This window comes from Paenibacillus liaoningensis, assembly GCF_059609455.1.
The window spans coordinates 64,217-77,312 of sequence record NZ_JCAALU010000015.1; the positions used below are offsets into that span (position 1 = coordinate 64,217).

Consider the following 13,096-nt stretch of genomic DNA (forward strand, 5'->3'; position numbering starts at 1 on the left):
ATGAGTGAGCGGAAAACAATCGCGGCTCCGCCTTCAATAGCGGAGCAAGCGCATGTGGAGCGGCTGCTCAATGCATATATGCGGGAAGCGGGACATTTTCGCCCGCTTCTTCATGAGGAACAGCAGCTGCCGATGGAGCTTCATACGGCGATCGCTCGTGAAGGTGGACTTGGGGCATTTATGCTGGAGCTGCCCCATTCCCGTTCCGCAATTGTTGGCTCTATTCGCTGGCTATCGGCGATGGGCCATCATAAATATGGCGATTCGCTGTGGCTGGTGGAGGGAACAGGAAGAGCTGCCCGTCATGCCCCGTTTAGCAGGCTGGATGGTGCAACTGGGCTAGCGGCCATTATGGTAGCCGAGCTCTCGCTTGCGAGCGGAAGCCGAGATGCAAGCAAAGAAGAGGCGTTTCTGGCGCAAATCTCCAGCTCGTTGAGCAATATGAGCCATTTCCTAGAGCAGTCAGGCAGTGGCGGGAGCCAGCTTGCGAGGACGTATGGCAGCGGGCGAATTCGGCTGGCAGAGCAGTCGATGCTGCAGGGCCATCCGTTCCATCCTGCTCCGAAAAGCTCGCAGGGTTTTACGGCGGACGATAAAGTCCGCTACGCGCCCGAGCTTGGCGCTGCGTTTACGCTGCATTATTTTGCCGCTGAGCCGGAGCTCGTGCAGCAGCAGTGGATTGGAGATCAAGCATTGGGCGAGAAAGGCGATTCGGTTACCCCTGAGAAGGTGCGCCTTGCCGCGCTGAAGCTGCTGCCTGCTGCTCGGCAGCATTACGTTCTTCTGCCTGTTCATCCTTGGCAGGCGGCGTATTTGCTCCGCTTGCCTGTGGTCGAGCGGCTTATGGAGCAAGGCGGGCTTGTGCATTTGGGCCCGCTGGGGAATGAAGTGGTACCAACCTCATCTGTGCGCACGGTTTGGGATGTGCAAAGCCCTTATATGATCAAGCTGCCGCTGCAAGTGCGAATTACTCATTTTGTGAGAAATAATCCAACAGAGCAGTTGGTAAGAACGATTGAGGCAAGCCGAATTCTCGCGCAGTTGGAGCAAAGCACCCTGTTTGGAGAAACGTTCCATATTATCCTTGAAGAAGGCTATCAGACGATCAATTTGCTGGAGGATGTGCCATCTGAATCACTAGAGTCTGCTATAAGCGCAACAGAAGCGGCGGAACTGGCCGCGAGTTTCGGCGTCGTGTTCCGCCGCAATCCGGCTTATATGACGTCGGGGGATGAGCCTGAAGAAGCGGCTAGCCCGCTAGTAGTCGCCGCGCTGCTTGAGGAGGGAGCAGAACCGAAGTCTGCGCCAATAGGTGCCTTCATCCAGCTTGCTGCAGAGTCTCGGCAGGCGGCACCTGATCTTTCCTTTGCCCAGAAATGGCTGGAGCAGTATGTAGAAATATCACTGGTGCCGCTGATTTGGCTATTTGCAGAGCATGGAGTCAGCATGGAAGCACATGTGCAAAACTCGCTTGTGGCATTGGAGAGGGGCTGGCCGGCACGTTTTTACGTCCGGGATTTGGAAGGGACTAGCCTTAGCGAAGAGCGGCATGGACAGCCAGCTTACGGGAGGAAGTCCAGTTACGCAGCACGTGGGCACAGCTCAATTGGTAAGACTACCTTTACACTGCCGCAGGGCCATCCGGCGCTTTATGCAGACAAGCAGGCATGGGATCGATTTAAATATTATGTGCTGGTCAACCATTTCGGCCATCTCATTCATGCTATTGCTTATTCGCTGGATGTGGAGGAATTGGCGCTGTGGCAAACCGTTCATCATACGCTTCGCCGTTCTTCATGGCTCAGTGAGGCTGAACCGTATATGACCGATTTATTTCAAACGCCCCAGCTGCCAGCCAAAGCGAATTTGTCCAGCTGGTTCAGCCAGCGCGGCGAAAATCCGTCCTATGTCACGGTGCCGAATCCGCTTTATGCGGTGGCGGAGCGCAGGGACGGGCCTATTGCTGCCACCGTGCTGAAGCGGGTAATGTCGGATAAGCAGGAGCATGCCGATCAGCCCTATTGCGCATATTTGTACAATTTGGCGGAGCTTCGCTCGCATATTAGCCGCCTGACCGCCAGCCTGCCGGACTTCTGCCAGCTGTTTTATGCGCTGAAGGCAAACTCCGAGGCGCCTATTATAGGAGCGCTTGCTCCTTATGTTCATGGGTTTGAGACAGCTTCCGCAGGCGAAATCCGCAAAGCGCGCGAGGTGGATGCTAGCATTCCAGTTATTTATGGAGGTCCCGTCAAAACCGATGAAGCGCTGATGGAGGCTATGGAGCGAAAGGTTCGCCATATTCATGTGGAAAGCAGGCATGAGCTGCTGCGATTGAATGAGCTTGCCGCTAGGCGCGGGGAAATCATGCCGGTGCTGCTGCGCGTAAATGTGAGCATTCCTTTGCCGGATGCAAAGCTCGTAATGGCGGGACGGAAATCGCAGTTCGGCAATGACGAGCAGCAAATTCCCGAACTGCTGGAGCTGTCGCGCACGTTAAGCCATATCAAAATCGACGGTTTTCATTTCCATTCGCTATCGAATAATTTGAGCGTCGATCGGCATTTGGAGCTGCTCGCCTTTTATTGCCGCCGCGCTGCGGAGTGGACGCGGCAATTTCATCTGAACATCGCTTACCTCAATGTAGGCGGTGGAATTGGCGTCAATTATGCGGATTTGCTGCGCCAATTCGAGTGGGAACGGTTCACGGACGGGCTGCGGGAGCAGATTGCTCCGCTATGTGCCTCTGGCGTCAAGCTCGTATTTGAATGCGGCCGCTACATTGTCGCTTCTTGCGGCTATTACGCGGCTGAGGTAGCCGAGGTGAAAAATAATCATGGCAGCCGCTTCGCCCTGCTGCGCGGCGGTACGCACCATTTTCGCCTGCCGGCATCATGGCAGCACAGCCATCCGTTCCGCATTATAGCGGTGGATAGCTGGCCCTATTCCTTTGAACGTCCGCAGCTGTCTGACAGCCGGGTAACGATAGCCGGCGAGTTGTGTACGCCTAAAGATGTGCTGGCGCGTGACAGCTATATCGAGCGGGTGCGTGTCGGGGACATTGTGTTATTTCCTTATGCAGGCGCTTACGGCTGGGCGATATCCCATCATCAGTTTTTAAGCCACGCGCAGCCGCAGCACATTTACCTTGATTAAAGAAACGGAGCTGAGAACGATGACCCAGACGAAAAAGCAGCTGCATCTGAATTTATTTCTGATGAGCACCGGCCATCATGAGGCTTCATGGCGGCATCCCGACAGTACGCCGGAGAGAGCAGTCGATGTGCATTATTATGTAAAGCTGGCGCAGACTGCGGAGCGGGGCAAGCTGGATTCGATTTTTCTCGCCGACTCTTATGGCCTGCCGCCTACGATTCAATACAAGGTGCTTCAAGGGCTGGAGCCGTTTACGCTGCTGTCCGCGCTTGCGATGGCAACGAAGCATATCGGGCTCATTGGCACCGCCTCGACCACTTATAATGAGCCGTATCACATTGCCCGCAAATTCGCCTCCCTGGATCTCATCAGCGGAGGCCGGGCGGGCTGGAATATTGTGACCTCTACCGGCAATACGACGGCTTTCAACTTCCGCGACGAACAGCTTCCTGAGCATTCGATGCGCTATCGTCGGGCCGAGGAATTTTTGCAGGTTGTCAAATCGCTGTGGGACAGCTGGGAGGATGGTGCGCTCATCATCGACAAGCAGTCCGGCGTATATGCGAATCCTGAACGGATCAAGCGGATCGATCATAAGGGAGAGCATTATGCGGTTCGCGGTCCGCTGAACCTTCCACGCATGCCGCAGGGGTACCCGCTGCTTGTGCAGGCAGGCGCTTCGGATACGGGTAAGGAATTTGCCGCGATGGCGGCGGAGGCTGTATTTACGGCACAAAACACGCTGCAGGGCGGGCGCGACTTTTACAGCGATTTGAAATCGAGAATGGCGAAATACGGCCGCAGCACGGATAGCCTTTGCATTTTGCCGGGCTTCTGCGCCATCATTGGCGATACGGAAGCAGAGGCGAAGGAAAAGGAGCAGGAGCTGCATGAGCTGGTGCAAATAGATTATGGGTTATATAGGCTGTCTAATTTATTTGGCATAGACCTGTCAGCCTATCCTTTGGATGGTCCGCTGCCCTATGCCGACCTGCCGCAAACCGAGCAAATCAATTCGCAGAAGGGCCGGCATCAAATGTTTATTGAAATGGCGCAGCAGGAAAAGCTCAGCATTCGCCAGCTGATGATGCGCACCGCTTCTTCACGAGGCCATTTCTCTATGGCGGGCACGCCGATACAAATAGCTGATGCGATGGAGCGCTGGGCAGTCGCAGGAGCAGCCGATGGCTTTAATTTAATGCCGCCTTCGCTGCCGTCGGGGCTGGATGACTTTGTAGACAAGGTCATTCCTGAGCTGCAAAATCGCGGCCTGTTCCGTTCCGATTATACTGGCAGCACGCTGCGGGAGCATTACGGCCGCAGCGCCGCGGCTCGGTCTGGCGTTCACGCGTGAAGGGGAAAGGGGCGCCGGCAGGAGCGGACAAAGCAGCGGTTAACTGGCGGCTGAATCTCACCATTTTATGGCTGGGCAATTTTCTCGTTACGGGCAGCGCGACGATGGTCATCCCATTTCTCCCGCTGTTTCTTGAGGATTTGGGCGTGAGCTCGGTCAGTGAAGCAGGGTTTTGGGCGGGGGCGATATTCGCTGCCCATTATGTGACCTTATTCATTTGCCAGCCGATCTGGGGAAGAATAGCCGACCGCTATGGGAGAAAAATGATGCTGCTGCGCGCAGGCTTCGGCATGGCTGTTGTCATTGCTATGATGGGCTTCGCTGAGGCGCCATGGCAGCTTCTGCTGCTTCGTCTGCTCAATGGCGCTTTTGCTGGATTTTCACCTTCGGCAACGGCTATCGTATCGACGAATACGCCAAGCAGCCGAATGGGCTTTGCGATGGGCACGCTCCATTCCGGCAATATTTCCGGCACGGTCATGGGGCCGCTTATTGGCGGCTTGCTGGCGGAATGGCTTGGGCTGCGGAGCGTTTTTTTCATAACGGGTACGGTGATGTTTATGGCGGCATTGTTAACTGCTATCATCGTGAAGGATCATTTTGTGAAAGCCGATCAGCGCTCCGAGCAAAATGTTTCCACGATCGGCGGCTTTCTCGTGCTATGTAGGGTCCGGCAAATTCCCGCGCTGCTGGCGGTCAGCGTCATGATTCAATTTGCACTGACCGGATCACTGCCGTTTATTCCGCTGTTCGTCAAGGAGCTGCATGGCGAGGCTGGCATGCTGGCTTTATATGTTGGGCTGGTCAGCTCGATAACGGGTGTGTCCAATATGATTTTTGCACCGCTGCTGGGCAGGCGCTCCGACCGCACAGGCCCGCACCTCATATTAAGCTACTCGATGCTCGGCGCTTGCCTAATCGTACTGCTGCATTATTTTGTCGCTTATTATTGGCAGCTGCTGCTGCTGCGGTTTCTGCTGGGCATGTTCATTGGCGGGCTCATTCCGACGGTGCGGACGCTCATTAAGCAGTATGTGCCGAAGGGGATGGAGACGCGGGCATACAGCTTTGATACGAGCGCAGTCAGCCTGGGGGCTGTTCTTGGGCCTATCGTTTCTGGGGCAGCTTATGGCTACGTGGGCATAAGGGGCGTATTTCTCATGTCGGCTTTTCTCATGCTGCTTAATGCTGGCTGGAGCTACAAAATGCTTGGAAGCGGGAGCAAGTCCAAAAGCGACTCTAGAGCAAATCCCGAAACTCTTTCTGACACGATTGCCATTGCTGAAAATAACGCTACTACGCCCCGATCTGCGGGCGAAACATTCAAAAAGCCTATGTAGCCGCGATACCGCGGCCGCATAGGCTTCTTTTTGTTGAAAGCGGGATTTTTTCATCCGTGGTGAAAAATTAACCATGCTGCTGGCCGTTCGTATAAAGGAGCAGCGAATCCATAATCGTTTTGCGGCCGATCGGCGTCCAGCACATGGCATACCAATTCGGGATGAAGCGCACGCGGCCGCTCTGGACAGCCTCATGCTTTTTCCAGAAGGGGCTGCTCTGCATCCGCTGCAATATTTGGTCGCTGCTCGGTCCATGATGCAGCTTCTGAACGAACAAATAATCGGATTGAATGGACAGGCCGCTGAGCTGCTCCGGCTGCATTTCGACTTTGTGGTCAATGGCGGGAGAAGAGCTGCCCGCCGTCAGTCCAAGCTCGGTGAACAGCAGCTCATTGAGCGGATGGTCTGGCGCTCCTTGAATGCGGACGGCGTTATGCGTAACCCGCATTAATGTCAGACTTCCGCTGCCGACGGAGCGGCCGAGCAGCTTGCGGGCATCGTCGGTTTGCTGCGCCAGCTCGCTGAGCATCGCCTGCTCGGTTCGCTCGCAGCCGATCATTTCTGCAATTTTATGCAAGGCGATACGCCAGTCGGCATGATGCTCCAAACATGCAGTGGACGCAATTTGTTTAAGCGGCTCCTCATATTCATGATGATAGCGATCGATAAGAATTAAGTCGGGCTTGAGCTGCATCAGCGTCTGCAAATGACGGGTCACTTTGCCCAGATGCTCGGCTTCTCCCATTCCGGGATAACGGAAGCAGTTCATGTTGGCAATCGGAAAAATGCCGAGCGAGCGCAAGCTGTCGTCAAAGCTGGAGCAGGCGACGACCGCGATTTTTAATTGATGGCGCTTCATATAAAGATTGGGAGAAATGCCAACCGATGCTTTAAATACCCGGCTGAAATAAAACTCGCTGCCAAAGCCGACGCGCTCGGAGACGCTTCTGACAGATGCCCCATTCAGCGAGAGCTGGGCCTTTGCTTCCTTGACGCGAAGATCCGCTAAATATTCAAAGGGAGTGACGCCCATTATCTGCTTAAACTTGCGGGAGTAGGAGGTTGGTGTCAGCATGGCGATGCTGGCAAGCTGCTCCAGATTGATTTTTTCATGAAGATGTTTATGGAGGTAGCTGATGCTCTCCTGCATGCCCTTCTCAGACGTTGGAATGCGATTAAGCTCCAGCAGCTCAAGCAGAACCGTGCTGTAAAGCTCCTGAAATTGCAGCTGCATCATCAGCTCGCGTTCAGGCTTGCTTTCAAACTTGTCAACTTGCGAGGCTGTCTCAAATAGACGTATGATCCTCTCGGAGGTTTGCTGCTGGCTGCGCAGCTTGATGCCGCTGTTAAACAGCTCGGCCGGCAGCTCGGGAAGCTGCACCTTTCGGTTGTCACGCTGTTTGGCAACACCAACCGCATCCAGAATCAGCACATAATATTCAAAATCTCCCCGATCTGATTGGAAGCGTATGGACATGCCGGGAAGCAGCAGAAGCGGCTCAAGCGCTTCAAGCTTTCGCTCATGCCCGTTAATAGCGAGGAGGCCGGAGCCTCGGGTAAGAAAGACGAGCATCGGAGCGGGTGCTGTCCGCTGAATAGCAGCGTGAGCGGGCTTGCTGTATTTATAAATGGAAGATAAAAAAACCATTGTACGTTTCATTTTGGCGTCTCCAGTCTATTAGTCTGGTAAGAGGCATCCATCGCTGCAAGCGGTCTTGTTTATTGTAAATGAAAATCATTATCATAGTCAATTATGAAAATAGGCTATCGGCTGCCATTCGATAAATGATAAAATTTTATATGGAATCGGACAAAAAGTTCGATGTACAAAAAGAGCGAAACGTTTTATGATTCTCGTTGAGAATAGTTCTCATAAAAAAGGTCGTTATGGGCCAAAGATACATACAGGGAGGGTTTTTCAATGTTATTCAAGTTACAAATCAATTGGCAGGCGCGCGCGGTACTGGTGCTGCTGCTGATGCTCGTCGTATCAGGCTGCGGAGCTGCGGCAAATGGATCTGGCGGTGCATCGTCAGGGCAGAACAGCTCTAGCCCAGCTGCGGTAGAAAGTGAGCAGCCAACCGCTGAAGCAAATGCAGCAGAATCGACAGAAAACCGTACTTTCAAGCATGCGATGGGAGAAACAGTCGTTGCGCCTAATCCGCAGAAGGTTGTCGTATTGGATAATGGCGCACTCGATAATATGCTCGCACTTGGCGTGAAGCCGGTTGGCGCGCCATCGATTATTTCTGTAGATGACGGTTTTGCGACCTATTTGACGGGAACAGAAGGCATTGCGAATATCGGAACGGTAGAGCAGCCAAGCTTGGAGACGATTGCCTCGTTGAAGCCCGATGTCATAATAGGCATTAAAGATACGCAGGAGGCCATCTATGAGCAGCTATCGCAAATTGCGCCAACCGTATTTACTGAGGTAGGCGGCGCACAATGGGAGGCGAACCTGGCTTTGCATGCAGCTATAGTTGGCAAAGAAGCAGAGGGCAAGAAGCTGATTGAGCAGCTGGATGCGCATATCGCAGATCTTCATGCGAAGCTTGGCGACAGCTTGAATACGACGGAGGTTTCGCTGCTTCGTCCAAGGAAAGACCGCGTTTCCGTTTATTTGAAGCCTTCGTTTACTGGAGGTGTAGTAGAGCGTGCTGGCATTAAGCGTCCAGCTGTACAAAGCGGGGATGACGATTTTAACTTTAATGCGACAGAGGAGCAAATTGCCGATCTGGATGGCGATGCCATCATTTTGTTCGGACGCGAAAGCGAGCAGGACTATTTTGAACAAAAAATTAAAAGCAATCCGCTGTGGAATACGCTTGAAGGTGTGAAAAATGATCGCGTCTACGTAGCTAGCTGGGAGGTTTGGCTGAGCGGACATGGCATACAGGCCGTCAATATCATGATTGATGATTTGGCTAAGTTCTTAGTCAAAGCGTAACTAGCGCTAGCGTTTAGTGTAGTAGAAGCGTGGTGAGTAGGCAGAGTGTCCCTGTTCAGGCAGAGCTGGGCGCTCTGCTGCCACGCTTTTAGGGAGGAACAGATTTGAACATTCGGCTTACGGGCATTGTGCTCGGTTTTGTATTTGTCATCTTAGGCCTTGCTGCCAGCATTGCTGTAGGAAAATCAATGGTTCCGCTTCATACGGTCATCGAAGCTTTTACTTCTTTTGACGGCTCAAGGGAGCATCTGATCATTCGTTCGGTCCGGGTTCCGCGCGCCCTAATGGCGATGATGGTCGGTGCATCGCTCGGCATGGCGGGAAGCATTATGCAGGCGATTAGCCGCAATCCGCTGGCGGGCCCCGAGATGCTCGGAAGCAACTATGGAGCGGCGCTGCTGCTCGTCATTTCTATGTTTGTATTTGGCTTTACGTCTTCGCTCATCCATATGTGGGCGGCACTGCTCGGGGCTGGGCTTGCCTGTCTCGTCGTATTTATGCTTGGCTCGCTGGGTAGGGGAGGCCTGACGTCCATTAAGCTGATTTTGGCTGGTGCCACTATCAATATGCTGCTTGCTTCCATGGTGCAAGGCATTCTAATTTTCAGCGAGGAGTCGCTGGATGAAATGCGCTTCTGGATGGCGGGTTCATTAACCGGCGGCAGTATGGAAATGTTCGTACGCGTGCTGCCGTACATGATGGTCGGGATAGCAGGGGCTCTGGCGCTCAGCCGGCAAATTAATTTGCTGAGTCTAGGTGATGAGGTTGCCCATGGGCTGGGGCTGAAAGTCGGGCTAATGAAAACGGCGTCCCTGTTCATTGTCATGTGCCTTATGGGAGGCTCTGTGGCTATTGCTGGGCCAATCGGCTTCATTGGCCTTGCGGTACCGCATATCGTCAGGTTTATGGTCGGACTGGACTATCGCTGGATCATCCCTTATTCTGCGCTGTTTGGAGCAGGCTTGCTGCTGCTGGCGGATATCGCCGCCCGCTTTATTTTTCCCTATCAGGAGCTTCCGGCAGGTGTAGTGACGGCGATGGCAGGCGCTCCCTTCCTCATTTATTTGGCCCAAAGGAGGGAGAAACGATAATGTCCCGTTTCACTTTATCCGCATCTGCCCGTTTGTGGCCCGTTATTGTTGTCCTTATTGCTGCTAATTTTATCGTGCTCTCCATGAGCATTATGATCGGCGAATACCCTGTTCCGCTATCTCAGGCATGGAAAACAGTCATTGGCATCGGCGAGCCTGAATATGAGTTTGTTGTCAATCAGCTGCGGTTTCCAAGGTCGCTGGTAGCTTTTTTGGTCGGCTGCGGTCTGGCGCTTTCGGGCGCGATTTTGCAAGGGATTACCCGCAATCCGCTAGCCGCTCCAGGCGTCATTGGCATTAACGGTGGTGCTGCTCTTATGGCCGTTACCGCCATTATCGCACTGCCGTCAGTGCCGATTGCGCTGCTGCCCTTTATTGCGTTTAGCGGGGCGCTGGGTGCTGCTGCGCTTACCTATTTTCTCGCTTGGCGCCGTGGCGCAGCTCCGATGCGGCTGCTGCTTGTCGGTGTGGGGGTGGGCGCGGCCTCACACGCGTATATTACCTTTTGGATGACGACGCGTCACGTTCAAAACATCAAGCAGGCGATGATCTGGCTGATGGGAAGCACATATGGCAGAACGTGGGATCATTTTTGGCCGCTGCTTCCATGGCTGCTCGTGTTGTTTCCGGCAGCGCTTCTTATGTCGCGGACTTTGGACATTTTGAAGCTTGGCGATGAGCTATCGATCGGGCTTGGCAGCGCGGTCGAGCGTTCACGCGGCCTTTTATTGCTCATTAGCGTAAGCTTGGCAGGCGCTTCTGTCGCGATGGCCGGAACGATTGGATTTATTGGTTTGATGGGACCGCATATTGCGAGGCAATTGGTTGGCCAGACGAGCCGCAGATTGCTGAGCGTATCGGCTTTAGTTGGCGGCTTAATCGTGATGTCTGCCGACCTGCTGGGACGTGCGCTGCTGCCGCCTATTGAAATTCCTACAGGCATTATAACGACAGCTATCGGAGCGCCTTATTTAATTTATTTGCTGTACCGCAATCGCAATCGTCCCTAACAGGACATAAAGGAGGAGATAACGATGCATACGGACAGGTCCGCTTTGCCGAATACGGTATCGCAAATCATAAAGGAAAGGCGTACGGTGAGGGTTTTCAAGGATGATGCTGTATCCGTGGAGACGCTGACGGAGCTGCTCGATGTCGCCGTCTGGGCCCCTAATCACAATTTGCGCGAGCCTTGGCGTTTTATCGTATATGAAGGGGAGGGGCGCAAAATTTTCGCCGATGCGGTGCTTTCTACCTTCTCGCCGGAGGAGCTGGCGAAATATGGCGAGCACCGGATGAAGGAATACATGCATACCCCGCTGCATTTAATGGTCGTGCTGAAGGAGGATCCCCGTCAAAAGCAGTGGGATGAGGATTTTTCGGCCGTATGCTGTCTCATTCAAAATCTTCAGCTTGCTGCATGGGAGCAGGGAATTGGCATGGTGTGGAAGTCGAATCCTTATATGTATAATCCTAAATTTCGCGATGAGTCTGGGGTGGGCGTGCGGCCGGGTGAGAAAATTGTCGCCGTGCTCCACATTGGCTATCCGCGGGTTATTCCCAATGCCGCTCCACGCACATCAGCACGAGAGCTTCTTACAATTGTTAACAAATAATTAATGCTAATTGTTGTTTAAATTTGTATTAAATTCAATGACTCTTGGAATCTAATGATTCTAAGAGTTTTTTAATAATTTTAATTTAGAAAAATAGGGCAAAAATGTACATGGATTAACTTTAAGTATTTCGATAAAATCGTAAATGAAAATCGTTATCAATTTCAGAACGCAGAGTCGCCATCCTGTTCCAGGGTGACCCTATATCCTTTTGAGGAGTGGTAGAAGATGAGTTATGGCAAAAAGAAAATGCATTTGAACTTGTTTCTGCGCAATACAGGTCATCACGAAGCGTCATGGCGCCATCCGGGCAGCGACCCGAATGGGGTGACGGATATCGACTATTATATAAAATTGGCGAAAATTGCCGAAGACGGCAAGCTGGATTCGCTATTTCTCGCCGATTCCTACGGTCTGCCGCCGACGATGCAGTTTTTGGTGCAGCAGGCGCTGGAGCCGTTCACGCTGCTGTCGGCGCTGGCGATCGCGACAAGCCGCATCGGGTTGATCGGAACGGCTTCTACAACTTATAACGAGCCCTTTCATGTAGCCCGCAAATTTAATTCGCTGGATCATATTAGCCGGGGGCGGGCGGGCTTTAACATTGTCACCTCGACGGGCAATGCGACGGCCTTCAACTTTGGCGCTGCTCCGCTGCCGGAGCATACCGACCGTTATGAGCGGGCTGGCGAGTTTATGGAGGTGGCGAAAGGGCTGTGGGACAGCTGGGAGGAGGACGCGGTCGTTGCCGATAAGGAGCAGGGACTTTATGTGGACCCAGACAAGCTGCATGAAATCAACCATGTCGGCCGCTATTTCCATGTGAAGGGCCCGCTGAATTTGCCAAGGTCGCCTCAAGGACATCCCGTGCTGGTGCAAGCGGGAGCATCGGATACCGGCAGAGAGTTTGCCTCTCGTATGGCGGAGGCTGTTTTTACCGCACAAAATACGCTTGAGGATGGACGGAGCTTCTATGCGGATGTGAAAGGGCGGATGGCGAAATATGGCCGCTCGCCAGAGCAGATTAAAATTTTGCCAGGCTTTTGTCCTGTCATTGGCGATACATCGGCGGAGGCGAAGGAGAAGGAGCGCGAGCTGAACGAGCTGACCCAGCCGGAATACGGGGTGTACCGTTTATCTAATTTGCTCAAGATGGATTTGCGGGGTTATCCGCTGGATGGTCCGCTGCCATTCGCAGAGCTGGCGAAAAATCATGAAATCAATTCGCAAAAAGCGCGGCATCAGCTGTATCTGGAGCTGGCGCAGCGGGAAAACCTGACGATCCGTCAGCTTATTTTGCGGACAGCAACGTCGCGCGGGCATTATTCAATGTCTGGCACGCCGATTGAAATTGCCGACGAGATGGAGCGCTGGATTGAGCAGGGGGCAGCCGATGGCTTTAATTTGATGCCTCCCTATTTCCCAAGCGGGCTTGAGGAATTTGCCTTGAAGGTAATTCCCGAGCTGCAAAATCGCGGCTTGTTCCGTACCGATTATGAAGGCACGACGCTGAGGGAGCATTACGGGCTGGAGCGGCCAGAGCGTTCCTCGTCCAGGCAGTCGGTCATTTCCGCCCAATAGATGGGCAAGTG

9 protein-coding genes are annotated in these 13,096 nt (G+C 53.3%); 8 read left to right on the forward strand and 1 reads right to left on the reverse strand.

Annotated elements, in window-relative coordinates; genetic code table 11:
- Genes AC6B99_RS23060 through AC6B99_RS23070 form a run of 3 tightly spaced genes read left to right on the forward strand, consistent with a single transcriptional unit; the run spans position 1 to position 5,847 of the window.
- Positions 1-3,153 carry an IucA/IucC family protein gene (locus AC6B99_RS23060; RefSeq protein WP_496664329.1) on the forward strand — a complete coding sequence of 1,051 codons (3,153 nt, stop codon included), beginning with the start codon at positions 1-3 and terminating at the stop codon, positions 3,151-3,153.
- 19 nt (positions 3,154-3,172) lie between these two features.
- A complete protein-coding gene (locus AC6B99_RS23065) occupies positions 3,173-4,507 on the forward strand; it encodes an LLM class flavin-dependent oxidoreductase (RefSeq protein ID WP_496664330.1) in 1,335 nt (444 codons plus the stop codon).
- Positions 4,504-5,847: an MFS transporter gene (locus AC6B99_RS23070; protein ID WP_496664331.1), complete on the forward strand. Its 1,344-nt coding sequence runs from the start codon at positions 4,504-4,506 to the stop codon at positions 5,845-5,847. Before AC6B99_RS23065 ends, AC6B99_RS23070 begins: the two co-directional genes overlap by 4 nt.
- 67 nt (positions 5,848-5,914) lie before the next feature.
- Here AC6B99_RS23070 and AC6B99_RS23075 read toward each other — a convergent pair whose 3' ends face one another.
- The gene (locus tag AC6B99_RS23075) at positions 5,915-7,507 is read right to left on the reverse strand and encodes a helix-turn-helix domain-containing protein (RefSeq protein WP_494879483.1); all 1,593 of its coding nucleotides are present in this window, start codon (positions 7,505-7,507) and stop codon (positions 5,915-5,917) included.
- 261 nt (positions 7,508-7,768) lie between these two features.
- Between AC6B99_RS23075 and AC6B99_RS23080 the strand changes: the two genes are divergently transcribed.
- From AC6B99_RS23080 to AC6B99_RS23100, 5 genes are all read left to right on the forward strand, one after another.
- Entirely contained in the window at positions 7,769-8,797 is a 1,029-nt protein-coding gene (locus AC6B99_RS23080; protein WP_494863192.1) for an ABC transporter substrate-binding protein, read from the forward strand.
- A gap of 104 nt (positions 8,798-8,901) precedes the next feature.
- The gene (locus tag AC6B99_RS23085) at positions 8,902-9,888 is read left to right on the forward strand and encodes a FecCD family ABC transporter permease (protein WP_056041227.1); all 987 of its coding nucleotides are present in this window, start codon (positions 8,902-8,904) and stop codon (positions 9,886-9,888) included.
- Positions 9,888-10,898 carry a FecCD family ABC transporter permease gene (locus tag AC6B99_RS23090; protein ID WP_056041229.1) on the forward strand — a complete coding sequence of 337 codons (1,011 nt, stop codon included), beginning with the start codon at positions 9,888-9,890 and terminating at the stop codon, positions 10,896-10,898. Before AC6B99_RS23085 ends, AC6B99_RS23090 begins: the two co-directional genes overlap by 1 nt.
- Positions 10,899-10,922: 24 nt before the next feature.
- Entirely contained in the window at positions 10,923-11,504 is a 582-nt protein-coding gene (locus tag AC6B99_RS23095; RefSeq protein ID WP_056041230.1) for a nitroreductase family protein, read from the forward strand.
- Positions 11,505-11,732: 228 nt separating this feature from the next.
- The gene (locus tag AC6B99_RS23100) at positions 11,733-13,085 is read left to right on the forward strand and encodes an LLM class flavin-dependent oxidoreductase (RefSeq protein WP_056041232.1); all 1,353 of its coding nucleotides are present in this window, start codon (positions 11,733-11,735) and stop codon (positions 13,083-13,085) included.
- Positions 13,086-13,096 lie beyond the last annotated feature (11 nt).

Coding starts and splice junctions, on each gene's coding strand:
- AC6B99_RS23060 (WP_496664329.1), top strand. CDS start 1: ATGAGTGAGCGGAAAACAATCGCGGCTCCGCCTTCAATAGCGGAGCAA.
- AC6B99_RS23065 (WP_496664330.1), top strand. CDS start 3,173: ATGACCCAGACGAAAAAGCAGCTGCATCTGAATTTATTTCTGATGAGC.
- AC6B99_RS23075 (WP_494879483.1), bottom strand. CDS start 7,507: ATGAAACGTACAATGGTTTTTTTATCTTCCATTTATAAATACAGCAAG.
- AC6B99_RS23080 (WP_494863192.1), top strand. CDS start 7,769: ATGTTATTCAAGTTACAAATCAATTGGCAGGCGCGCGCGGTACTGGTG.
- AC6B99_RS23090 (WP_056041229.1), top strand. CDS start 9,888: ATGTCCCGTTTCACTTTATCCGCATCTGCCCGTTTGTGGCCCGTTATT.
- AC6B99_RS23095 (WP_056041230.1), top strand. CDS start 10,923: ATGCATACGGACAGGTCCGCTTTGCCGAATACGGTATCGCAAATCATA.
- AC6B99_RS23100 (WP_056041232.1), top strand. CDS start 11,733: ATGAGTTATGGCAAAAAGAAAATGCATTTGAACTTGTTTCTGCGCAAT.